The organism is Pseudarthrobacter sp. RHLT1-30-1 (genome assembly GCF_059383415.1).
Genome location: NZ_JBWZCG010000031.1, coordinates 20,168 through 43,834 on the forward strand (window position 1 = coordinate 20,168; position 23,667 = coordinate 43,834).

19 protein-coding genes and 1 pseudogene are annotated in these 23,667 nt (G+C 66.2%); 13 read left to right on the top strand and 7 right to left on the bottom strand.

The window, feature by feature from the left end:
- Positions 1-11: 11 nt before the first annotated feature.
- A complete protein-coding gene (locus AC50YM_RS17880; protein WP_494958293.1) occupies positions 12-836 on the bottom strand; it encodes an endonuclease domain-containing protein in 825 nt (274 codons plus the stop codon).
- Between the two features lie 450 nt (positions 837-1,286).
- On the opposite strand from AC50YM_RS17880, the gene speB reads away from it, so the two are divergent.
- The 4 genes from speB to AC50YM_RS17900 all read left to right on the top strand — a co-directional run bounded on the left by speB (position 1,287) and on the right by AC50YM_RS17900 (position 6,474).
- Complete coding sequence (gene speB / locus AC50YM_RS17885) at positions 1,287-2,375, top strand: agmatinase (RefSeq protein ID WP_494958294.1); 1,089 nt, start codon at positions 1,287-1,289, stop codon at positions 2,373-2,375.
- Positions 2,372-4,072: a thiamine pyrophosphate-binding protein gene (locus AC50YM_RS17890; RefSeq protein ID WP_494958295.1), complete on the top strand. Its 1,701-nt coding sequence runs from the start codon at positions 2,372-2,374 to the stop codon at positions 4,070-4,072. Before speB ends, AC50YM_RS17890 begins: the two co-directional genes overlap by 4 nt.
- Positions 4,073-4,247: 175 nt before the next feature.
- Complete coding sequence (locus tag AC50YM_RS17895) at positions 4,248-4,727, top strand: MarR family winged helix-turn-helix transcriptional regulator (RefSeq protein WP_494958296.1); 480 nt, start codon at positions 4,248-4,250, stop codon at positions 4,725-4,727.
- 10 nt (positions 4,728-4,737) lie between these two features.
- Positions 4,738-6,474 carry an MFS transporter gene (locus AC50YM_RS17900; RefSeq protein ID WP_494958297.1) on the top strand — a complete coding sequence of 579 codons (1,737 nt, stop codon included), beginning with the start codon at positions 4,738-4,740 and terminating at the stop codon, positions 6,472-6,474.
- On the opposite strand, the gene AC50YM_RS17905 is transcribed toward AC50YM_RS17900, so the two are convergent.
- Together AC50YM_RS17905 and AC50YM_RS17910 are read right to left on the bottom strand one after the other, a co-directional pair.
- Positions 6,471-7,205: a class F sortase gene (locus tag AC50YM_RS17905; RefSeq protein WP_494958298.1), complete on the bottom strand. Its 735-nt coding sequence runs from the start codon at positions 7,203-7,205 to the stop codon at positions 6,471-6,473. The genes AC50YM_RS17900 and AC50YM_RS17905 overlap by 4 nt on opposite strands.
- Before the next feature lie 76 nt (positions 7,206-7,281).
- Positions 7,282-8,016, bottom strand: coding sequence for a hypothetical protein (locus AC50YM_RS17910; RefSeq protein ID WP_494958299.1), 735 nt, complete (start codon positions 8,014-8,016; stop codon positions 7,282-7,284).
- 440 nt (positions 8,017-8,456) lie between these two features.
- On the opposite strand from AC50YM_RS17910, the gene AC50YM_RS17915 reads away from it, so the two are divergent.
- From AC50YM_RS17915 to AC50YM_RS17940, 6 genes and pseudogenes are all read left to right on the top strand, one after another.
- The gene (locus tag AC50YM_RS17915; protein ID WP_494958300.1) at positions 8,457-10,190 is read left to right on the top strand and encodes an ABC transporter ATP-binding protein; all 1,734 of its coding nucleotides are present in this window, start codon (positions 8,457-8,459) and stop codon (positions 10,188-10,190) included.
- A gap of 143 nt (positions 10,191-10,333) precedes the next feature.
- Positions 10,334-12,277 carry an ABC transporter ATP-binding protein gene (locus AC50YM_RS17920; protein WP_494958310.1) on the top strand — a complete coding sequence of 648 codons (1,944 nt, stop codon included), beginning with the start codon at positions 10,334-10,336 and terminating at the stop codon, positions 12,275-12,277.
- Positions 12,278-12,354: 77 nt separating this feature from the next.
- Positions 12,355-12,762 (top strand): annotated as a pseudogene (locus tag AC50YM_RS17925) (acyl-CoA thioesterase); the annotation flags it as partial.
- A 193-nt stretch (positions 12,763-12,955) separates the two neighbouring features.
- Positions 12,956-13,234, top strand: a complete 279-nt coding sequence (locus tag AC50YM_RS17930) for a hypothetical protein (RefSeq protein ID WP_494958301.1) — start codon at positions 12,956-12,958, stop codon at positions 13,232-13,234.
- Positions 13,235-13,347: 113 nt separating this feature from the next.
- The gene (locus tag AC50YM_RS17935) at positions 13,348-15,579 is read left to right on the top strand and encodes an McrB family protein (protein WP_494958302.1); all 2,232 of its coding nucleotides are present in this window, start codon (positions 13,348-13,350) and stop codon (positions 15,577-15,579) included.
- The gene (locus AC50YM_RS17940) at positions 15,566-16,834 is read left to right on the top strand and encodes a 5-methylcytosine restriction system specificity protein McrC (protein ID WP_494958311.1); all 1,269 of its coding nucleotides are present in this window, start codon (positions 15,566-15,568) and stop codon (positions 16,832-16,834) included. Before AC50YM_RS17935 ends, AC50YM_RS17940 begins: the two co-directional genes overlap by 14 nt.
- Before the next feature lie 14 nt (positions 16,835-16,848).
- On the opposite strand, the gene AC50YM_RS17945 is transcribed toward AC50YM_RS17940, so the two are convergent.
- The 3 genes from AC50YM_RS17945 to AC50YM_RS17955 form a co-directional block, all read right to left on the bottom strand.
- A complete protein-coding gene (locus AC50YM_RS17945; protein WP_494958303.1) occupies positions 16,849-17,055 on the bottom strand; it encodes a hypothetical protein in 207 nt (68 codons plus the stop codon).
- A 294-nt stretch (positions 17,056-17,349) separates the two neighbouring features.
- On the bottom strand, positions 17,350-17,805 hold the full coding sequence (locus AC50YM_RS17950; protein WP_494958304.1) for a very short patch repair endonuclease: 456 nt from the start codon (positions 17,803-17,805) through the stop codon (positions 17,350-17,352).
- 80 nt (positions 17,806-17,885) lie between these two features.
- Positions 17,886-18,320, bottom strand: a complete 435-nt coding sequence (locus AC50YM_RS17955; RefSeq protein WP_494958305.1) for a pyridoxamine 5'-phosphate oxidase family protein — start codon at positions 18,318-18,320, stop codon at positions 17,886-17,888.
- A gap of 221 nt (positions 18,321-18,541) precedes the next feature.
- On the opposite strand from AC50YM_RS17955, the gene AC50YM_RS17960 reads away from it, so the two are divergent.
- Positions 18,542-19,198 (top strand): DUF6318 family protein, encoded by a 657-nt coding sequence (locus tag AC50YM_RS17960; RefSeq protein WP_494958306.1) that lies wholly within the window; start codon positions 18,542-18,544, stop codon positions 19,196-19,198.
- A gap of 3 nt (positions 19,199-19,201) precedes the next feature.
- Positions 19,202-20,140 carry a PKD domain-containing protein gene (locus AC50YM_RS17965; RefSeq protein WP_494958307.1) on the top strand — a complete coding sequence of 313 codons (939 nt, stop codon included), beginning with the start codon at positions 19,202-19,204 and terminating at the stop codon, positions 20,138-20,140.
- A 48-nt stretch (positions 20,141-20,188) separates the two neighbouring features.
- Here the strand turns inward: AC50YM_RS17965 and AC50YM_RS17970 are convergent, their stop codons facing one another.
- A complete protein-coding gene (locus tag AC50YM_RS17970) occupies positions 20,189-21,517 on the bottom strand; it encodes a GAF domain-containing protein (protein ID WP_494958312.1) in 1,329 nt (442 codons plus the stop codon).
- 205 nt (positions 21,518-21,722) lie between these two features.
- On the opposite strand from AC50YM_RS17970, the gene AC50YM_RS17975 reads away from it, so the two are divergent.
- A complete protein-coding gene (locus AC50YM_RS17975) occupies positions 21,723-23,513 on the top strand; it encodes an NAD(P)/FAD-dependent oxidoreductase (protein ID WP_494958308.1) in 1,791 nt (596 codons plus the stop codon).
- Positions 23,514-23,667 lie beyond the last annotated feature (154 nt).

The window sequence follows — 23,667 nt, forward strand, 5'->3', positions numbered from 1 at the left end:
CCACGGCTACGTCAGGGTGCGGGCCGGGGCCGTCGGAGTACGGCCCGGATTTCCGCCAACACCCGCTCCGGCTCAAACCAGATGTGCTCAGGCATGTACCTCAGTACGGCGAAACCTGCCAGAGTCGAGGCGTTGTTGCGGCCAAGGTCCCGGCGCATGGCTTCGCGGCTGGAGTGGAAGGCAAATCCATCCACCTCCACGATCAGATACCCCTCGATGAGGAAATCGACCCGGCCGATCCCCCGGAGGAGGACCTGGGTGTCATAGCCAACGCCGTTGATGGTGAAGAGGTGTTGGGCATCGACCTCCACGATGGACTCGGCCCTCAGATCCAACTGGCGCAGCGCCTTCAGTGCGGGGCCGGACCTGGCGCCTCGGAGTTGGTCCTTGAGTAACTCCAGCGGCACGCCGTGCAGACGCATCGCCGAGGTTGCGATCGCAGTGCATGCCGGCGGTGCGAGGCAGGTCATTGCATGCAGGACAACATCCTCGACCGCGGCGAGGGGTAACGACGGATGGCCCTCGAACCGAATCGTCCGGTGCCGGATGAAGCCGTTTCCGTGGCCGTGGTTGCAGGCCAGATGGTGCTGGCCCGGCGGTTTCCGGAGCCAAAGCCCGTCGTGCCCCGCCGCGCTGGCGCACGTGACGCGGGCGTTGTGGCGTATCGCAGCCTCAAGATCAGGACGGCACTCGGGAAGGGCGAAGACACCCCGCCGCAGGAGGCGGACGCCGTTGTTTGCCAGCTGGGCGATGTCCGTCCGGGAGAAGCCGGCGGCCAACAGTTGCCCGGTCCGGGCCACGCCACCCTGCTGGGCAAGGTAGATGAGGGGATCCATGGAGCCAGTTGATATCCGAACCCGTGCCGGGTAAACGCTGCAGTAGGCCCATGTGGGAAAGTGCGGGGATTATCTGTAGAAGTCGGTGCTCGCGGGGGATTAGCCGGCGTACTCCGTGGCGCTCCCGGACAACTCCCGCGCTCCTGCCCAGTTGCTCCAGGCGGCACCGGACCTGCGCGGCAGCTGAACCCTGGATTCCCGGGGTTCAGCCGGGAGGCGGCAGGCTGTGGGGGACAGTAACTGGGCAGGAGCGCCAGAGTCGGGCCCGGGCTGCGCGAAAATCCGGGGCCGGGGCCCTCGAACGGGAACCGAGGAGGCCTGAGAAGGCCCAGGAGCGCACTCCGGGGTCAGGCGTAGCCTCATTAGTAAACAATTGATGCGCAATACGAAACTTCGAGTGTATGATGGCTGTCACACCCGTCGGTCAATCCTCGAAGGAGAGGCTTTCTTTTGGAAGAGCTGCGCATCGAGGCCAATGGCAACCTTGGCCCCATCGATTCATCCCGCATTCCGCGCTACGCGGGAGCCGCCACCTACGCGCGCCTGCCGCGGCTGGACCAGGTCGCCAAGGCCGATGTCACGGTGGTCGGTGTGCCCTTCGACTCGGGCGTCTCGTACCGCCCCGGCGCCCGCTTCGGGTCCAACCACATCCGCGAGGCCAGCCGGCTGCTGCGACCGTACAACCCGGCGTGGGACACCAGCCCCTTCGAAAACATCCAGGTGGCCGACGCCGGCGACATGGCCGTCAACCCCTTCAACATCCACGAAGCGATCGAAACCATCCAGCAGAACGCACTGGACCTGACCGCCACCGGCAGCAAGCTGCTGACCCTTGGCGGGGACCACACGATCGCGCTGCCGCTGCTCCGCGCCGCCGCCGAGCGCGCCGGCGAGCCCGTCGCGATGCTGCACTTCGACGCCCACCTGGACACCTGGGATACCTACTTCGGCGCCGAGTACACCCACGGCACGCCGTTCCGCCGCGCTGTTGAGGAGGGCATCCTGGACACCGAGGCCATCAGCCACATCGGCACCCGCGGCCCGCTCTACGGCAAGAAGGACCTCGACGACGACCACCGTTTCGGCTTCGGCATTGTCACCTCCGCCGACGTCTATTACCAGGGCGTGCTGGAAACCGTCGCCAAGGTCCGCGACCGGATCGGGAAACGTCCGCTCTACATCTCGGTGGACATCGACGTGCTGGATCCCGCGCATGCGCCCGGCACCGGAACCCCGGAAGCCGGCGGCATCACCAGCCGCGAGCTGCTGGAAATCATCCGCGGCCTCCGCGGCATGAACCTGGTCGGGGCCGACGTCGTCGAGGTCGCACCCGCGTACGACCACGCCGACATCACCGGCGTCGCCGCCAGCCACGTGGCGTACGAACTGGTCACCCTGATGTCGGACCGGGCGGTGGACGGCGACCGCTTCGGCGCCGCTACCGGTTACGCCGCCCAGGCCCTGGGCCAGGAAGCCCGGCGACCGGCCGGCTTCGCGGCCACGGCCGCCGGCCGCGTCGAGAGCGGGGTCGCCCAGTGACCGGCGTGCGCAACGGCGGCGACCTCGTCGTCGAGACCCTCGAAGCGCTCGGCGCCAAGACCGTCTTCGGCATTCCGGGCCAGCACGCGCTGGGTCTCTTCGACGCCATGGGCCGGGGAAACCTGCACTTCGTCTCCTCCCGGGTGGAGAACAACTCGGCCTTCGCCGCTGACGGCTACTCCCGCGCCACCGGCGAGGTCGGTGTCCTCTTCCTCTCCACCGGCCCCGGCGCGCTCACCTCCCTGGCCGGGCTGCAGGAGGCCTACGCCACCGGCGTGCCCATGGTCGTTGTCGCGAGCCAGATCCCGCTGGAAGGACTCGGCGCGCGCCGAAAGGGCATGCTCCACCAGCTCGATGACCAGAAGGCCTCCGCCGCGAACGTCACCAAGAGCCAGCGGCTGATCCAGCACGCCTCCGGGATTCCCTCCGCGATCCAGGATGCCTGGACCGAGGCGATCTCCTCGCCGCAGGGTCCGGTCTGGCTCGAAATCCCGCAGAACGTGCTGCTCGATCCCATCATGGTGCCCCCGGTGGAGGACGCGCTCGCCGAGGCAGCCGACAACCCGCCGCGCGTGGAACTGGTCCGCGAGGCCGTGAAATGGCTGTCGACGGCGAAGCGTCCGGCCGTCATCGCCGGTGGCGGCACCCGCCGGGGCCGGGCCGAGAAGTCGCTGCTCTCCCTCGCGGAGAAACTGCGGGCTCCGGTCATCTGCACTCCCGGCGGGAACGGCGCGTTCCCCTGGAACCATGAGCTCTCGCTGCAGGCCTGGATCGAGGACCAGTACATGACGGAGCTGCTTGAGGACGCCGATGTGCTGGTCGTCGTCGGCTCCTCGCTGGGCGAGGTCACGTCCAACTACTTCACCTTTGCCCCGCGCGGCCGGATCATCCAGATCGACGCCGAGCCGCGCGTGCTGGAATCCAACCGCCCGGGCCTGGGCATCCGGGCCGACGCCGGCCAGGCGCTCGCCGCGCTCGACTCAGCGCTCGACTCGGCGTTCGACGCCGCGCTGGACGCGGCCCGGACGGACACGCGCCATGCCCGCGCCGACTGGCACGGCACCACCCCCGAGGCGCTGGTCAAGGAAACCCTGGCCAAGGTCAAGGCCCGGCTGGAATCCCAGGACCTCGGCAAGGAACTGAAGTTCATGGCCGACATCCGGGAAGCCGTGCCCGCCACCATGCAGACGTTCTGGGACATGACCATTTCGGCCTACTGGGCCTGGAGCTGCTGGGACGCCCGCGAAGGCCAGTTCCACTCCGCGCAGGGCGCCGGGGGACTGGGCTTCGGATTCCCCGCGGCGATCGGCGGCGCCGTCGGCCTGGAAACCACCGGTAAACCCGGCGGCTCGGCCCGGGTGCTCGCCGTCTCGGGCGACGGCTCGGCGATGTACTCCATCTCCGAACTGGCCACGGCAAAGCAGCACAATGTCCCCGTCACCTGGCTGATTGTCGACGACGGCGGCTACGGCATCCTGCGCGAATACATGGTCGGGGCCTTCGGCAAGGCCACGGCCACCGAACTCGCCCGGCCTGATTTCGTCAAGCTGGCCGAGGCCTTCGGGGTCCCGGCCGTCCGGGTTGCCCCCGAAGGTGTCGGGGACGCGCTGAAGGCCGGTTTCGCAGCGGACGGGCCGAACGTCGTTGTCGTCGAAACCCTGCTGAAGATGTTCGCGCCCACCCACATCGGAGACTAGCGCGCAGCTCACACCAGGCGCGGACCGGCAGCACGACTGCCACTCACACCAGGCGCGGACCGGCAGCACGGCTGCCGGTCCGCGTTCGGCGTTAAAGCCCAGCCAGGCTGTTAGTTTCCCAAAGTAACTAAATTCCTGATATGTTGTTGCCTTAGGCAAACATAAGGGGGCCGTCATGGCAGTTGCGCCGGACACCGCAGCCAAACTCGTCCACCAGATCTTCGATCTGCAGCGCGCCGTCCGTTGTGTCGCCGCGGTAAAGCTCCGTGGCGAGGACACCGGTGTGGCGCTCCAGGGCGTACTGCGGTTCGTTGGGGAGGGGGAAACCCGCGCCACCCAGCTTGCCGAGCGGCTCGGAGTGAGCGCCCCCGTCCTGAGCCGGCACATTTGCGAGCTGGAGGAACAGGGCTATGTGGTCCGCCGCCCCGACCCCCTCGACGGACGGGCGCAGCTGGTCGCGCTTTCCGGGTCCGGAGCCGCGAAGCTCCGCTCGATTGAGGACCAGCGTGCCACCACACTCCTTGGCTTCCTGCAGGACTGGAGCGAGCAGGACGTCGAAGAGACAACGAAGACCTTGCAGAAACTTGCTGAGTCCCTCAGGACATCAGCCCGGGCAACGACGGCCGGTTCCATTAATACGACCGAAATTGTTTAGGAGAACCCCCATGGCAGCAACCACAGAAATGCCCCCGGCAGCAACGGTGGTGATGACCCACCGCCAGATCATGGAAGCGTTGACCGGCCTGCTGGCCGCCTTCTTCACCGCGATCATCAGCAGCACGATCGTCGCCAACGCCCTGCCCACGATCATGTCCGAGCTCAATGGGACCCAGACGGACTTCGCCTGGGTGATCACGGCGGCCCTGCTGGCCAACGCCGCAACCACCCCGATCTGGGGCAAGCTCGCCGATCTGTTCAACAAGAAGATGCTGGTCCAGCTCAGCATTGTGATCTTCGTGTCCGGCTCCGTCATGGCGGGCCTGTCCGAGACGATCCCGCTGCTGTTGACCGCCCGCGTGATCCAGGGTGTTGCCATGGGCGGGCTCACCGCACTGTCGATGGCCATCATCGGTTCCATCATTCCGCCCCGTGACCGCGGCAAATACTCCGGTTACATGGGCGCCGTTATGGCCGTCGGCACCGCCGGCGGCCCGCTGCTGGGCGGCTTCATCGTGGACAGTCCGCTGGGCTGGCGCTGGACGTTCTTCGTTTGTGTTCCGCTGGCGATTATCGCCCTGATCCTGCTGCAGGTCACGCTGAAACTGCCGCACGTCAGGCGCCCCGCCAAGATCGACTGGCTCGGTTCGATCCTGCTGACCTCCGGTGTCAGCCTGCTGCTGATCTGGGTATCCTTCGCCGGCAACCCGGACTACTACGACTGGTGGTCCTGGCAGACCGTGGCCATGGTGGGCGGCGGCATTGTCCTGCTGGCCCTGCTGGTCCTGGTTGAATCCAAGGTCTCGCAGCCGATCATTCCGCTGAAGATCATTTCGCAGCGCACCACCGCCCTGGCCATCCTCGCCTCGATCGCCGTCGGTGTCGCGATGTTCGGTTCCTCCACGTTCCTGGGCCAGTACTTCCAGGTCGCCCGCGACGCATCACCTACCGAAGCGGGACTCCTGACCCTGCCGATGATCGCCGGCAACCTGATCGGCTCCGTCGTCTCCGGCCAGCTGATCAGCCGGACCGGAAAATGGAAGCGGTACCTGGTCGCCGGCTCGATCCTGCTCATTAGCGGCCTTGGCCTGACCGGAACCATCGATCACACCACCGAGCTGTGGCTGGCCGGCCTCTACACCGCGGTCCTCGGCCTCGGCCTGGGCTTGCTGCTGCAGAACCTCGTACTGGCAGTGCAGAACACCGTGCGGGCCCGCGACATCGGGACCGCCAGCGCCTCGGTGGCATTCTTCCGCTCGGTCGGCGGCGCCATCGGCGTCTCCGTCCTGGGCGCCGTGATGGGCAACCGGGTCAAGCAACTCGCCACCGAGGGCCTCGCCGCCGCCGGGATCCCCAGCAGCGGGGGAGTCGGCGCCAGCATGGACCTCAAGGACCTGCCGGAGCCCGTCCGCGAGATCATGCGGGCCGCTTACGGTGACGCAACGGCCCAGATCTTCATGATCTCCGCGGTCGTTGCCTTGATTGCCCTGGGTGCGGTCCTGCTCATCAAGGAAGAACCGCTGCGGCGCACCGTTGACCTCGTCAAGCCCTCCGCCAGAGGCGGCAACGACGACGACGGCGGCCCGGCTGCCGGTTCTGCGACCGCTCCTGCTGCCCACGCCACGGCCGCATCCGCTGTACCCGTATCCGGCGACCCCATGACCCGAACCGGAATCGTCGACCTCGACCGGGAATTTGTCGACGTCCTCGGCCGCGAACGCGCCAGCCAGCACCGGAGGGACTAGGCGGCGGGGGAAGCCACCAGGATCACGTTTTTCCCGTAGAGATCTTCCGTGTAGCAGCTGATCAGGACGAGTCGATTGGGTACAACCTGCCAGATCGGATGGTCCTTGAGCGAGGGTTTCGCTTCGGTGGAAATGGAATCGACCCGGTAACTGATGGTGCCGGCGGCCGTCGTCACTTCGAAGATATCCCCTACGGCGGTGCCTGAACTGAGGCGATTGAACGGTGCGTCCCGGCCATCCCAGCTGTGGCCCATGATGTAGGTCGTGTTGACCGATCCCGCGCCGGGCGTGCCGAAAGTCGTCACCCAGAACCCGTCCAGGGACACGGGCGGCACGATGGTCTGGGATTCGATGTCGGCCGGGCTGGGATCCAGCGGGTGGACCACGACGTCAAAACCGGCCGCCGGATATACAATGTGGAGGGGCGCCGCCGCGGCGGGAAGCACGGGAAGCCCTGCGGCTTCCGTTGGCGCGACGGCGGTGCCGGCGGCGCCAGAAGCCGCAGCACTGTTCTCAAGCGCGACGGCGCTGGGGCCTGCCGGAACCACCAGCGCCCGGGGTGCCGGTGCGGCGCCGGCCAGGTCGGACCCGGCGGGAGTTGCCGGTCCGGACAGGAACGCCATGACAAGGAAAGCGACCAGACCGCAAGCCAGAAGCAGCAGATCGCCGCGGTTCCAGGTCCGCCGCTTCGTGGGCGTTGAACCGCGGGACGGAAAGTAGGGGAAGGGCATCGGGGCTCCTTCGTGAGATCGAAAAGGTCGGGCCACCGGCCCTGGCGGGTCCGGTGCCCCTCCCCAGCAGCAACTCCTACAGGGTTGCGTCCGCGTTCTGCGCGCGTTCTCTGCGCCTCAACGCGACCATCGAAGCGGCCGTCAGGAGGACCGCCAGGCCGCCCACCCATCCCGGAAGTCCGGCGTCGGTTTGGCCGGAAACGGCAGTTTGAGCGTTGAATCCCCGGTTGACGGCAGCGGCTGCACCAACGCCGGCACCTGAGGGTACAACCGCCGTTACGTCGGCTACGGTCTCAACCTCAACCTCAACTTCCTCTTCGCCCGGCGGAACGACAGCAGGCGGCACTGTGGTGTCTCCACCACCGCCCGGGTTCTCTTCCTCTTCCTCGTGGTCGTCGTGGGCCTTTACGCACCCCTTTGCCGGGACCGGGTAGATGTCCGTGTGGCCGTTGTGTCCGTCCTTGTGCCCGTTGAGCCAGGCCTGTTCGGAAATGGTGATGACCTCGTACGGGTTCTTCTCAGATCCGGTCGCGTGACAAATGGTGACCTTCTTGGATTCCGATCCGTGGTCTCCGTCGGCGGCGCCCGGGCAGCCCTTGGCCGGGGCCGGAACGATGTCGTCGTCGTGCACACCCTGGGCGTTGTGTCCGTTAAGTCCGTTCTCGCTGATCGTAATTTCCTGGTACGGATTGGAGTCCGAGCCGGTCGCGTGGCAGATGCTGATTTTGTCGTCTGGGCCGGCAGTTGCGGGGGCGCTAATTGTTAGTAGGGCAAGACCGGCAATGCCGGCCGCTGCTAGAACCTTCTTCATGGCAGTGCTCCATCTGGATCATTTCTAACTGATCAGCCTGCGGGATGCCTGCTCTTAGCGGAGCCGAGGGCTCAACAGCGGTTCCCAGATAACCTTCGTTGCCTGCAGTGTTGTCCAGTAACTGACAACTTCACGCTAGGCCGCCGGACGCGGGCGGGCACGAGTAATCGCTACCCAGTGGACTACCGGTTCTTTTTCCGAAACTACTGAGACCCGGAGTGACTACTGTGGTTCACGGTGACTCACGTTGTCTCCCAAACCTCAAAAGGCCCGCCACCGCGGTGTCCTCTTGATTTTCTGTGTCCGGTGTTCCGTCCGGGCCGGTCGTTTCGTAGAGTTGCCTATGGCTGTCGGCCCCCTTTGGTACTACTGGGTGCATATCCCTTGACGGCGCACCTCTTGCTTCTCCAGCCTCAACTATTCGCTAAGGACCCGTGGGCATGCTTGTCACTCTTATACGGCGCTATTCGAAGCCGTATCTGCCGTACATCTGGGCGGTCATCTTCTTCCAGCTCGTCTCCACCATTGCGGCGCTGTATCTTCCCAGCCTGAACGCCCAGATCATCGACGAGGGCGTCTCCCGCGGCGACACCGACTACATCTGGCGCACCGGCGGGGTAATGCTCGGCGTCGCCCTGGTCCAGGTCGCCACCGCGATTGCCGGGGTCTACTTCGGGTCCAAGGCCGCCATGGCGTTTGGCCGCGACCTGCGCCGCGGCGTGTTCCGCAAGGTCACGAGCTTCTCCGCGAAGGACGTCAACGTTTTCGGTGCCCCCACCCTGATCACCCGCGGCACCAACGACGTCCAGCAGGTGCAGATGCTGATGCTGATGGGGCTGAACTTCATGGTGGCCACGCCCATCATGTGCATCGGCGGTATTTTCATGGCCCTCCGCGAGGACCTCAACCTGTCCTGGCTGGTCTGGGTTTCCGTTCCGCTGCTCGTGGTGGTGGTCGGCTACCTCGTGGTCCGCCTGATGCCGCTCTTCCGCTCCATGCAGGTGAAGATCGACCGGCTCAACGGCATCCTCCGCGAGCAGATCATCGGCATCCGCGTGGTCCGCGCATTTGTCCGCGAGCCGCACGAGGCGAAGCGCTTCGGTGCCGCGAACAAGGAGCTCACCGACGTTTCACTGAAGATCGGCGCCCTGTTCGTGCTGATGTTCCCCGCGATCGGCATGATCCTGCACATCTCCACCGCGGCTGTGCTGTGGTTCGGCGGCCAGCGGGTGGAAGCCGGCGAGATGCAGATCGGCTCGCTGACGGCGTTCCTGCAGTACCTGCTGCAGATCCTGATGGCGGTCATGATGGGCACCTTTATGGCCATGATGATTCCGCGCGCCTCGGTCTGCGCGGACCGCATCGGCGAGGTGCTCGACGTCGAACCCTCCATCCACCAGACCCTCACCCCGGTGGCACCGGGCGAAAAGGCCGGCCGCGTGGAGTTCCGGAACGTCTCCTTCGCCTACCCCGGCGCCGAGGCTCCGGTCCTGAGCAACATCAGCTTCACCGCCGAGCCCGGCCAGACCGTGGCGATCATCGGCTCCACCGGCGCCGGCAAGACCAGCCTGCTGGCCCTGCTGCCCCGCCTCTACGACGCGGACTCGGGGGAGGTGCTGCTCGACGGCGTCCCGGTCACCAACCTGGACCGCGCGGAGATCACGCAGCGCGTGGCCATGGTGCCGCAGCGGCCGTATCTGTTCTCCGGGACCATCGAGCACAACCTGCGCTTCGGCCGGCCCGAAGCCACCGACGAGCAGCTCTGGGACGCCCTGACCGTGGCCCAGGCCGATGACTTTGTGCTTGCGAAGAAGAACGGACTCGGTTCCCGGATCGCCCAGGGCGGCACCAACGTCTCGGGTGGCCAGCGCCAGCGCCTCTGCATCGCCCGGGCCCTCGTCACCGAGCCCAAGGTCTTCCTGTTCGACGACTCCTTCTCCGCCCTCGACGTCGCCACCGACGCGCGGCTCCGCCGGGCCCTCAAGGCGAAGACCTCCGACGCCACCGTGATCATTGTCGGCCAGCGTGTCTCCACCATCGCCGACGCCGACCAGATCCTGGTGCTCGACAACGGGCGGATCGTGGACCGCGGCACGCATGAGGAACTGCTGCAAAGCTCCAGTACCTACCAGGAAATTGTTGAATCCCAGCTGACTGCAGAGGCCGTGGCATGAGCACCAAAGAGTACGTCTCCCCAAACAACAGCGAACAGGACCGCGCAACCCCCGGCCCGCAGGACCCGGACTCCCAGCTCGCGGCCGACCCCGACGACGATTTCGTCGAGGAGGAATACAAGCCCGGCGAAGCCGACGGCGGGATGTTCGGCGGCACGCCCGCGAAGAAAGCCCAGCACTTCTGGCCCTCCGCGAAGCGGCTGATGGGGCTGCTGAAGCCGGAGCGGACCGGCATTATCGTCGTCCTTGCGATGGTGACGGTCGCTGTAGTCCTGAACGTTGTCGCACCCCGGATCCTCGGCCAGGCGATGGACGTGATCTTCGGCGGCGTCATTGGCAAACAACTGCCGGCCGGCGTCACCAAGGACCAGTTCGTCGAAGGCCTGCGCGCCCAGGGCCAGGACAACGTGGCAGACATGCTCGCGAAAATGGACCTCATCCCCGGCGTCGGCATCGATTTCCAGAAGCTCGCGTTCCTGATCAGCGTGGTGCTGGTGATGTACTTCGTCGCCAACATCTTTCTCTGGCTGCAGGGCTATGTCCTGAACATCCTGGTCATGCGGGTGGTCCGCCAGTTGCGCGACAACACCGAGAAGAAGCTCAACAAGCTCCCGCTGAACTACTTCGACACCCGCCAGCGCGGTGACATCCTCTCCCGGGTCACCAACGACGTGGACAACATCCAGCAGGCGCTGCAGCAGGCGTTCGCGCAGTTGCTGAGCTCGGCGCTGACGGTGATCGGCATCGTCATCATGATGTTCATCGTGTCCTGGCAACTGGCCCTGATTGCCCTGGTCGCGCTGCCGCTCTCGGCCGTCGCCGCCGGAATCATCGGCTCCCGCAGCCAGAAACTCTTCGCCTCCCAGTGGAAGAACACCGGCGAGCTCAATGGCCAGATCGAGGAGTCCTTCTCCGGACACGACCTCGTCCGCGTCTTCGGCCGCGACGCCGACATGCTGGAGCGCTTCGACGAGCGGAACGAGGCGCTGTATAAGGCCAGCTTCGCGGCGCAGTTCGTCTCCGGCATGATCATGCCGGTTATGCAGTTCGTGTCCTACCTCAGCTACGTCGGGATCGCCGTCGTCGGCGGGCTGCGGGTGGCCTCCGGCGGGATGAGCCTTGGCGACGCCACCGCGTTCATCCAGTACTCGCGCGAGTTCACCCAGCCGCTGGGCCAGATGGCGGGCATGGCGAACATGCTGCAGTCCGGCGTCGCCTCCGCGGAACGCGTCTTTGAATTCCTCGACGCCGAGGAACAGGACGCCGAGACCGCCACGGAGCAGCTGCCGGCCAAGACCGACGGCCACGTCGAATTCCGGCACGTGACCTTCAGCTATACCCCGGACAAACCGCTGATCGAGGACCTGTCCTTCACCGCGGAGCCCGGGCACACCGTGGCGATCGTCGGGCCCACAGGGGCCGGCAAGACCACCCTGGTGAACCTCGTGATGCGCTTCTATGAGCTCCAGGGCGGCAGCATCACCCTGGACGGGGTCGACATCACCCACCTGAGCCGAGCGGAACTGCGCGCCAAGGTAGGCATGGTGCTGCAGGACGCCTGGCTCTTCGGCGGCACCATCTACGACAACATCCGCTACGGCAAGCTGGACGCCACCGAGGACCAGGTGATGGAGGCGGCCAAGGCCACCTTCGTGGACCGCTTTGTCCGCGCCCTCCCGGACGGCTACAACACCATCATCGATGAGGAAGGCAACAACGTGAGCGCCGGCGAGAAGCAGCTGATCACCATCGCCCGGGCCTTCGTCGCGAATCCCTCGCTGCTGATCCTGGACGAGGCCACCAGCTCGGTGGACACGCGCACCGAAGTGCTCGTGCAGAAGGCCATGGCCGCGCTGCGGACCGACCGCACGAGCTTCGTGATCGCGCACCGCCTGTCCACCATCCGCGACGCCGACACCATCCTGGTGATGGAGGCCGGCCGGATTGTGGAGCAGGGCAACCACGCCCGGCTGCTGGACCTCCAGGGGGCCTACTACCGCCTGTACATGTCCCAGTTCGCCGGCGAAGACGCGGAGACGGCCTTTTCGGAAAACACGGCCGACGACCCGACGGCGGTGCGCAGCTGAACGCCGCCGGCCGCGCCGCCGCCGTCCCTGGCGCTCTCCCTGCCGCCGGCCCCCGGCGCATCGAGGTGCAGATCCCGATGCGCTGGGGCGACATGGATGCCTACGGCCACATCAACAACGTCCAGGTCGTCCGGATCCTCGAGGAGGCCCGCATCGCGGCCTTCGGACCGCCGCGCGGCACCGGGCTGCCGGGGGTGGAGCCTCCGGTGGCGCTGTTCAACGCGGTCCCGGAGGGGACCCTGGCGCTGATCGTGGAGCACAAGATCCGCTACGTCCGGACCCTCGAGTACCGCAACATACCGGCGGTGGTCCAGCTGTGGATCGGCGCGGTGAAGGGTGCCAGCTTCGACATCCACTATTTGGTCCAGGACCCCGTCACGGGGGAGGACTGCGTCCGGGCCACCAGCCACCTGGCGTTCGTGGACGAGGCCACCGGACGGGTCCTCAGGCTCACGCCGGGGCAGAAGGACAACCTGGCGCCGTACATGGCCGGGCACACGGCAACCCACCCGGCCCCGGACCAAGCCGCCCCGGCCGCGGACCAGGCCGCTCCGGCCGCGGACTCCGCCCACCCGGTCCGGTAGCCTCTACCTCGCTCCACCGATCGACCCCTAGAATGAACAACCCGCGGGCAGCCAGCCCCGGACGCCCCAGCCCGGAAGCCAAGGAGCACTCACTATGGTGAAAAAACGAGCACAGGTCATGGCCGACAAGCGCAAGCGGAACGCCCGGAAGAAGTCCTGGAAGGAACTCTCGCCGATGGCGAAGTTCGGGACCATCACGGCCGCCATCGTCCAGCTCTCGCTCCTGGTCGCGGCCCAGCGCGACATCTCACACCGCCCGGCCGAACAGATCCGCGGCAGCAAGACGATGTGGCGGGTGGCGACCCTGGTCAACTTCGTCGGCCCGGGCAGCTACTTCACCTTCGGCGTCAAGCGGGGCCCTGCGGCCAAGTAGCAGCCAGCACCGCGCGCGGAGTTGCGCGCGGAGTCATAGCGTGGAGTTACTGTTCGGTAACTTGGGGCGGCGCCGTGATGCGGGCGGCCGGCTTAAGCCTGTAAATTGAAAGCATGACCCCCGCCAAAAAGCCTGCCATGCACCGTGCCCTCGGGATCTCCAAGGAGATTGAGGACGCGGCCTGGTTTGTCTTGGGGCCGGGGCTGAACGGAAAGCCCTCGGCCTTGGACGGGCGCACCAGAACGTGGTCGGTGCAGGCTGCCGCGGAGCTGCTCGATCGCCTTGAACGTGGGGTGCCGGACCCAAAGGCACCCATGATGACGAACCTGCGGCAGAACCTGCAGGACGCCTCCCGGGGCGCCAAACAGCTGGCCGTGGAGCTGCTCTTCCTGCAGTCCCTGCCGCTGGCGCACGAGGTGAAGTCCCTTAAGGTCAAGCGGGCGAGGGTGGCCGAAGCCGCGTCCTGGCTGGAGCCGCCGCTGGAGCTGCCGGACGAGCTGTTCGCGGGCATGACGGACCACGGCGTCATCCGGGACCGCACCGCGGAGTTCAACTGGACCATCTGGGACCACCTGAAATGGCTTTGCCGGTTCGTGCAGCACGTGGCGCAGCGTCCGGCGGGCGCCGTCGCCGCAGCGGTCAAGGATCCGCTGGTGTTCCACCGGCTGGTTGCCGGCACGCCGGATGACCAGCCGGCCATCCGCCGCAGCATCGAATTCCTTGTCTGGCCGAGCTACTTCGAGCCCGTGGTGGCCGACGTCGAACGCCAGGAGATCCGGGACGCCTTTGCCTCCCTCGTGGGCGGCGCGAAGGGCGACAGCGACGAGGATGTTTCCGCCGACATCCACCGCATCCGGCTGCACCTGGACGAACAGGCCGGGCAGCGGATCGACTGGTACTCCCGGCAGCTGGTCAGCCAGTGGCGCAAGGTCGGCGACCCCGGGCAGCGGGCCTGGCTGCTGCGCACCCACCACGACAACCCCGACCTGCTCGGCACCTGGCAGTCCGAGGAGACGGTGACGCTCGATGTCGAGCACCTCCGGCTGCTGGACCCAGGCGTCACCGCCGGGCTGGTCCAGCATGCCGTGGATGAGGACTATAAACACCTCGGCTACGTCGAACGCGAGGACACCAAAACCGCAGTTTTCGCGTTCCTGACCGTGATGAAGCCCGGCGACCTGGCGCTGTACCAGACCTCCGGCACCGTCCGGGTGGGCGTGGTCCTGGGTGAGCCCGGACACCGGGAGGACAACCGCCAGCTGCGCCGGAAGGTCCGCTGGTTCGACGAGTCCCACAACATCACCGAGCTGCCCCGCCACGTGCAGCGGCAGCTGGCCACCTCGGGCATCGTCGTGGACATTACCCGCGTTATCCAGGCCCTGGAGGCGCTCCTGCCCGCTGAGGCGGAGGCCGAGGAGGGCGACGGCGCCGAGCCGGCCGCAGTCGTCGAACCTCCCTGTGAAGGGTTCCGCCCGTTGACGCCGGAGTTCGCCGCGTCGCTGCACATGGACCTCGAGCCGCTGCAGGAGATCGCCGAACTGCTCGAGGAGAACCGCCAGCTGGTGCTGTACGGTCCGCCCGGGACCGGTAAAACGTATCTGGCCAAGCACTTGGCCGCCCAGCTCGCCGGCGACACCACCGACGAGCGGGTCAAGCTGGTGCAGTTCCACCCCTCCTACGCCTACGAGGACTTCTTCGAGGGCTTCCGTCCGGACAAGACGGATGAAGGGCAGGTGTCCTTCAAACTCGTGGCTGGGCCGCTGCGCCGGATCGCCGAAGAGGCCGCCAAACCCGGGAACGAGAGCAAGCCGTACTTCCTGATCATCGATGAGATGAACCGCGCGAACCTCGCGAAGGTTTTCGGTGAGCTGTACTTCCTGCTCGAATACCGCGATGACCGGATCTACCTGCAGTACAGCCCCAATGAGCCGTTCACGCTGCCGGACAACCTCTACATCATCGGCACCATGAACACCGCCGACCGGTCCATTGCGATGATGGATGCCGCGATCCGCCGGCGCTTCTCCTTTATTGAGCTGCACCCCAAGACCGAGCCGGTGAAGGGGTCACTGTTGCGGTTCCTGCAGGCCCGGGATCTGGACACGACGCCGGCTGCGCTGATGGATGCGCTGAACGATGCCATCGATGAGTGGGACCGGGACCTGATGATCGGCCCGTCGTACTTCATGAAGCCGTCGGCGCAGACGCCCAAGGGCCTGCGCCGGATCTGGAAGTACGAGCTGATGCCGCTGCTGGAGGAGCACTACCACGGCCAGCTGAACCGGGCGCAGTTGGAGGAACGGTTCGGACTGGACCAACTGCTTGACCGCCTTGCGCGCGTCTAGCCAGCGGGGGACCGCCGGCCGCGGGGGGCGCGGCACCGCTCCGGTCCGCCGGATCGTCCTGGACGAACTCTCCGGCGGCGTCGTTGACCGGCTCGACGCGGCCAGCGCGGCCTACGTCAACGGCAGCGGCCTGGCCAGGGCCTCGCCGATGGGCATGGGTCTGTACCGGATCGAGCCCGTCGGGAAGGTCGGTTCGGTGCGCACCCCAACGCTGCAGCTCGAGGTGCGGCCCAAGGAACGGCTCGGCCTGGGCCGGCTGCTGTTCCTGCTCGGTTACGCCGGCGACCAGGGCTTCCGGGAGGATTCCGTCGCCGCGATTGAGGAGGCGGATCTGTGGAGCGCGCTGGCCGAGTCGCTGGCCCAGCTTGCGGACCGCGCGCTGAGCCGGGGTGTGCTGCAGGGCTACCTCACCGTGGACGAATCGCTGCGGACGGTCAAGGGAAGGATCCGTATTTCGGACCAGATCTCCCGACGGCCTGGCATGCTCGTTCCCCTCGAAGTGTCCTACGACGAGTTCACCGAGGACATCGCGGAGAACCGGATCCTGCGGGCGGCGCTGGAACGGATGTCCCAGGTCCCGGGGGTGCGGCCGGAAGTGCTGAGCCGGCTTCGCCGGCTCAAGGGCAAGCTCGCGGCCGTGACGCGACTGCAGTCCGGCGCGCCCCTGCCGGCCTGGCGGGCGAGCCGGATGAACACCCGGTACCAGGCCGCGCTGCGGCTCGCCGAGGTGATCCTGCGCCACTCCTCGGCGGAGGCCGGCGACGGCGCGCAGCAGTCGGCGTCGTTTGTGGTGGACATGTCCGTTGTGTTCTCGGACTTTGTCGGCACCGCGCTGCGCGAGGCCATGGCGGCCTTCCCGGGGGAGATGCGCCTGCGGTACAACGCCCTCCTCAACGAGGCCGTCAACGATTCGGACCGGATCGTGGTGCAGCCCGGAGCCGTCCACCTGCTGGGCGGGCGGCCCGTGATGGTCTACGACGCCAGGTACCAGGCCGCGGCCGACGTCGGGGCGTCACTGTCGGCGGACCACTACCGGATGCTCGCCTACTGCACTTCGCTCCGGGTTCCGACGGCCTGGCTGGTGTACCCAGGCGCGGGAGAGCTCAAGCTGCGCCGGATCCTGAACACTGACATTGACGTGGTGGAGTTCCCGCTGGACCTGTCAAAGCCGCCGGCCGACATCCTGGCCGCCGTCGCGGACCTCGCGCAACAGTCGTGGGGCGAAGTCGTGCGTCAGGCGACCATCAGCCGCTGACGTGCTGGGTGCTGCTAGCCGGCGTCCTGTTCCGCGGAGACAGCCAGCAGGTGGCTCAGGAGCGCCTTTTCCGGCCGGCCGGGGTTGTTGGCGATGTGCCAGCGGAGCTGTTCGCGTACGTTCGCGTCTTCGGGCTTGGTGTCGGAGAGAATCGCATCGACGATTTGGGACACCTGCTGGCGCAGGGGGCCGAGATCGTGGTCGACCTCGGGTGACCGCATGCAATCCTGCGGCCGGAAATCGTGGGAGGACTTCGATGGCCGTGTAGTGGTGCTCAGCGGCGTGGTGGACCTCAGCAAGTGCGGCATCTGGCGCTCTCCCGTGGAGTAGTTACGAGTAAGTGCGGACCCAACAGAGTCCTTGTCCCCAAGACTCGGATATTACCCGAGATAGCCCTATCTTTTTGAGCAGCGCTCCGGCGTGGCCAAGTGTCGTTTCCTGAAGTTCGTCGCCGCGCGTGTCCCTGGTTGCGTGCACGGACCGTTCCGGCCCGCAGACGGACCTGGGGCCGGAGATCAGTCCACGGATTCACTGGCCGGGAGTGGCTTGCGGGCCAGCAGAAAAGCATCCAATTGCTGTTCCAGCGCGGAGAGATCCTTCAGTTCGCACTCCCAGACGGTGAGCACTTCCCAGCCCGAGCGCTGCAGCAGTAGGCGCTGTTCGGCGTCGCGGCTCCGCGTCCGGCTGCGTTTGGTCTCCCAGAACTCGGCATTGGCCTTCGGGGCGTGTTGCCCGACCCTGCAGTCATGGAAGTGCCAGAAGCAGCCGTTGACGAAGATGACTTTGTGCCGGCCGGCGAAGACCAGATCAGGGTTGCCGGGGAGCCGTCCGCCGCTGGCGGTACCGTGCAGCCGGTAACGGTAGCCCAAGGCGTGGAGCAGCTTTCGCACCAGCAGCTCGGGCTTGGTGTTCTTCCCGCGGACCCGGGACATGTTCCAGCTGCGCCGCTCGGGAGTCAGCTTGTCCGCCATGGTTTAAGTCTAGGCGGCAGGGCGGGCGGGGCGCCCGGTTGCCCGACGGCGGACGGGCGGCCGCCGCCGTCGGACGTCGGCTAGATTTCCCGTTCCGGGTGCTCGCCGAACTGGAAGTGGCGCCCGCTGACCGAGGTGGGCTCGATCTCGACGTAAAAGTCTTTCAGGGTCGGCACCCACGGCTTGAGCCCCAGCGCCTCAGCCGCCGCGATATCGGCGGACTGGTCGAGCACCCTGGCCGTGCCGCGCAGCACAACCGACCAGGCCTCGTCGGAGAGGATGCCGTCTGTTTCGAACAGCACCTTGGAATTGATGGTCAGTTCAGCGAGTTTGTTGCCGGGGGCCGTCCGGAGGTAGAGCTTCCTGCCGCTCACGGCATAGTTCACCGGAAAGATATCGGGCTCGCCGCCCACGATGAGAACGAGCCTGCCGTGCTTGGTGGCCTCGATCAGCTTCCAGCTCTGGTCGTCGTCAAGGTTGAGGATGGGGTTTTCGTCTGCATGTTCGAACATCATGGGTTCATTGTTCTGGGCGGTGTAGAAAAGCGCCAGTGGCTGACGCGCGGAAGTCGGCGTGTGTCGGCCAAAAGCGGGTTTGACGTGCCGCGATAGTGGGGAGCGTGGGACTGGGGCCCGGCCCTGTGGATAACCTTGAGCTCCAAAATGTGATGTCAGTTACCCTTAAGGCAGTGTTTGGCTTCAGGCGTCTTGATTTCTATCGGGGGGAATAGCTGACCATGACATCTCGCACTCCAACTTTTGTCCGACGCAGACGCATCTGCGCAGCCCTGGTCGCGCTGACGATGTTGCCGTTCACCGCCTGCACCGGCGGCGGAACAACCCCGGGCGCGACGGCGGCCCCAGAATCCTCCAGTGCGACGGCGTCGCCGGCACCAACTCCCACCCCGACGCCGACGCCCAGTTACAAACCAGCCGACGCCACGGGCCGGGCCCAGAATGTGCCGGTTCCCGTATTGCCGGAGGCAGCGAAGGCGGAGACGAAGGAAGGCGCAATTGCATTCGCTTCTTACTGGTTCAGCCTGCTCAGCTACGGATACGAGACCGGCGAACTAACGCAATTCGATGCAGTTACGTCGCCGAGTTGTGAGCCATGTGCAAAGGCAAAAGGCGTTATCAATGCCTGGCACACTGAAGGGCGCTGGTTGATAGGTGGGAAGATCACCACTCCTTCGGTCAGCAGTGATTTTGTTCGCGACGCGGATGCCACTTATCAGGTTGTCGTTCAAGCACAGCAAACTCCGCTTACGTATATGCGGCAGGATGCTAGCGTCGCCCGTAGTGATCCTCAGCCGGACGATACCGGCAACCTTCTGTTCGTCACCTTCGGCGGTGGGACATGGACCGTCGTAAATGTCGGCAGAATTGTCGGCTAGATCATGCGCTTCGTCGGAACCCGCCGCCTACTGAGCGCGCTGGCCATCTCGGTAACCTTCGTCATGTTTATCGCGCCACCGACCGCTCTAGCGGAGCCGCCTGAAATTTTCGGGGATTGGAAGCCGGACAGCGTCAACGTCGGCGGCTGGAGACTGGACCCAGCGACGGGGAAGTTCGTAGCCCTTCAACCTGGCGTACCTCAAGCCGATCCCTATCAATACAAGTACGAACTTCAGTGCCACCTGGGCGGCGGCGACTTCGACACGGACTGCCTGGCCGTCCTCGTGGACTGTAAGAACGGCCCCGACGGCAAGGACGGAATACCGGTCGTCTGGCTGAAAGCCCCGGCGGGTATACCCAACCCCACCTGGAGCTACCACTCCGGACCGACGTGTCTGTTCGACCCCAGACCGGAGGATCTGCTGCCCAGGATTGCTGCCATGATTCACGCGGAGTTCCAGCGGCTGCCGGTCGCTGCAGGCACTGCCACGGCGCAGCCGAGTCCGCACACGCTGCGGGGTGCCGAGACTAACTTCTTTGCAGAGGCCGCTGAGCAGCAATTCGACATCTCGATTCTGGCGCAGAAAGTCCATGTGGTTGCCAAGCCCGTCCAGTACACCTGGAATTACGGCGACGGGACCTCGCTGGGGCCGCAGACCGCGGCTGGCGGAGCCCTCCCGCAGGACCGCTGGGGCGAAGAGACGGCCACCAGCCACGTCTACACCGAGACCGGCGATTTCTCAGTCGTGCTGACGACCCATTTCCAGGGGACGTATTCCGTCAACGGCGGGCCGCCCCTGCCCATCCCGGGCCAGGGGCAATTCAGTGCCCCGCCGCAGACCGTGAGCGTCTGGCGCTCCATCACCCGGAACTTCGCTGATGACTGCCTCCGCAACCCGCAAGGTCAAGGGTGCCCCGGCGTCGTAACGCCAGCTCCGTAGCTCTGGGGATAAGGTCCGGCGCGCGCAGGCACACTGCAGACGCCGCGCTCAGGCCCGCAGCTCCCGGTCGACCCTTTCCATCCGCGCGGTCACCAGCTGGCAACGCGGATCCCCGGGTCCCATCAGAGTGGCCGCCGTTGCTGCTGCGGCCGTGTCCGAGGAGCCCATGTCGCTCGTGCACCACTGCAGCATCAGCGCCGCGTCGCCGCTGGCGCGGATGGAGGCACCGACGGCTTCGTTGAGTTCTGCTCGCATGATTTCGACGGCGAGGTTGCTCGAGCGGTTGAGGAGTTTGGCCTGATACGCGGCAAAAGCCTGGGCAACCCGTCCGTCGCGCAAAAAGCCAGCCACGATTGAGGCGTCCGTCACGACCCTGACGCTGGACGAGAAACGGTAGGGGTTCGCTTCGACCACATTGCCCAGGATGCTGCGGATCCGGTGCATCTCGGTCCGGATTGCCGCAGCGGTGCCCGCGTCGCCGTGGATCTCGTAGGCCATCTCGTCCGCGCTCCAGCCCTGGGTCCGGGACGCCAGCAGGGCCAGAATCTCGGCACGGCGCAACGTCAGCGGGCGACGGCTGCCGCCGTCGAGCGCGGCAGAAGGCGCATCACCCAGCAACAGCAGCGTCAACTGGGACGCGGCTCCGGCCCCGGAGTGTCCCGCAGCAGCAAATCCCCGCGCGTTGCCGTCGGCCCCGAACGGAGGGCCAGCAGATTTCAACAGCTCCTCCGCCAGACGTACGCCGCAGCGCACCAGTCGTAGGCTGTCCGGCGTAACGGATTCGAACGGGCCGGAAACATCCAAAACGCCCACGATTTCCCCCGTCAACGGGTCTCGAATCGGGGACGCGGTGCAGGCCCAGTCGTGATGGGTCCGCACGAGGTGCTCGGCCGAGAAGAGCTGTGCCGGGGCACCCGTCACCAGGGCCTCGCTGATGGCGTTGGTGCCCACCCCGGATTCGGACCAGTCCGCACCCTCCACGAACTCCAGGGAGTCCGCGAGTTTCAAGGCCTGTTTACTGCCAACGCGCCACAGCACTTCACCTTCATGATCGGTCACGATCAACAGGTGGCGCCCGGTCGCCGTGTCGTCAGCCAGCAACTGGGACAGTGCGGGCATCACGGCGGCCAGCCGGTGGCCTGCACTGAGCGTGCGCGCCTCGGAAACTTCATGCCGGTGAACCGGCCGGTGCCCATCGGGATTGATGCCCATCGCGAGGGAACGCTGCCAGGACTTGACGAGGGACGCCGACAGATGCGGACCCGGAGTGCCGGAAACCGTGGCCTCGTGGGCCTTCCGGAGCGCCCGGGCGTACTCCGCCGGCGCTGAAAACCTCAGGTCCGGGGACGGCGTGAGGGAGCGGTTGCCCGGCCGCATGCTCATGTTCCCAACTCGCCCTCGAATCGTCGCGCCCCGCCAGCCACCGCCAACCCCCGACCGGCGGAAGCGCGGGCCAGGAGCCTGAGAGCTCCGTGTAACCCGATTGTAACCCCCGGCGGTCTTTACTTGTGATGCGGGTCACGGCATGGCCGAGACGCCATCCAACGGAACCCGCCCACAGTTGGCAACGGAAAGAGGAAACATGCCTGAGACTCCAAACGGCGTGGTCGGGGCGTGGCTGGCGCAGTTCGATGAGGCGCTGCGCAGCCACAACACAGACGGCGTGCTTGACCTTTTCGACGACGATTCGTACTGGCGCGACTTCGTCTCCTTCACCTGGAACCTCAAGACCCTCGAAGGCAAGGACGATATCCGGCGGATGCTGGACGCGACCCTGGCCGACGTCCAGCCCAGCAACTGGACCCTGGCCGAGGACGCCACCGGGGACGCGGCCAACACCGAAGCCTGGGTGAATTTCGAGACCGCCCAGGCACGCGGGTACGCCCACCTGCGGCTCCGGAACGGGAAGTGCTGGACCCTGCTCACCACCATGCAGGAGCTCAAGGGCTTCGAGGAAAAGAAGGGGGTCAACCGGGAGAAGGGTGTCGCCCACGAGATCACCAAGGGCCGCAAGTCGTGGCTCGAACTGAAAGAAGAGCAGGAAGCCCGGCTCGGCTACGAAGACCAGCCCTACACCGTCATCATCGGCGGCGGCCAGGGCGGGATCGGGCTGGGGGCACGGCTGCGCCGGCTCGGCGTGCCCACCATCATCATCGAAAAGAACGACCGCCCGGGTGATTCCTGGCGGAACCGCTACAAGTCCCTCCACCTGCACGATCCGGTCTGGTACGACCACCTGCCCTACATCAAGTTCCCCGACGACTGGCCGGTCTTCGCGGCCAAGGACAAAATCGGCGACTGGCTGGAAAACTACACGCGGATCATGGAACTGAACTACTGGTCCAAAACCGAATGCACCAATGCGCGCTTCGACGAATCCTCGCAGGAGTGGGTCGTTGAGGTGGTGCGCGACGGCGAACCGGTCACCCTGCGCCCCAAGCAGCTCGTCTTCGCCCTGGGCGTTTCGGGGTACCCCAGCGTCCCCGCGTTCGACGGCGCCGAGTCCTTCCTCGGCGAGCAGTACCACTCGTCCAAGCACCCGGGCGGCGGGGACTGGACCGGGAAGAAGGCCGTGGTCATCGGCTCCAACAACTCCGCGCACGATATTTGCGCCGATCTGTGGGAACACGGCGCCGACGTCACGATGGTCCAGCGCTCCTCCACGCACATCGCCCGCAGCGAATCCCTCATGGACCTCGCCCTCGGCGGTCTGTACTCCGAGCAGGCGCTGGCCAACGGGGTCACCACCGAGAAGGCCGACCTGCTGTTCGCCTCGCTGCCCTACCGGATCCTGCCTGAGGCCCAGATCCCGGTCTATGCGGAGATGGCCGAGCGGGACGCAGAATTCTACTCCCAGCTGGAAGCCGCCGGCTTCGACCTGGACTTCGGCGTGGACGGCTCCGGCCTGTTCCTCAAGTACCTGCGCCGCGGCTCCGGCTACTACATCGACGTCGGCGCCTCCCAGCTGATCATCGACGGCCGGGTCAGGCTCGCCAACGGCGAGGTTGGCAAGATCACCGGGAACGCCGTCGTGATGGCCAACGGCACGGAACTGGAAGCCGACGCGATCATCTACGCCACCGGTTACGGGTCCATGAACGGCTGGCTGGCCGATCTGGTCTCACCCGAGGTGGCCGACGCCGTCGGGAAGTGCTGGGGCTTTGGCTCCGACACCCCCAAAGACCCGGGCCCGTGGGAAGGCGAACTGCGCAACATGTGGAAGCCCACCAACGTGGACAACCTCTGGATCCACGGCGGCAATCTGCACCAAAGCCGCCACTACTCCAACTATCTGGCCCTGCAGCTCAAGGCCAGGATGGAAGGGCTGCCGACGCCGGTCTTCGAACGCCAGCCCACGCACCACACCCGCTGACCCGGGCGGGCCGTGACATTCACCCCCCGTGGAACCACACTGGGGGTGACGGACACCTTGTGAGAATCCAACGACCTGCCGTTGGAGGGGGCGGACAGACACATCCGCAAAGGAACGGAGAAAGAAAAAAAAACAAAACCAAAAAACCCCCCCA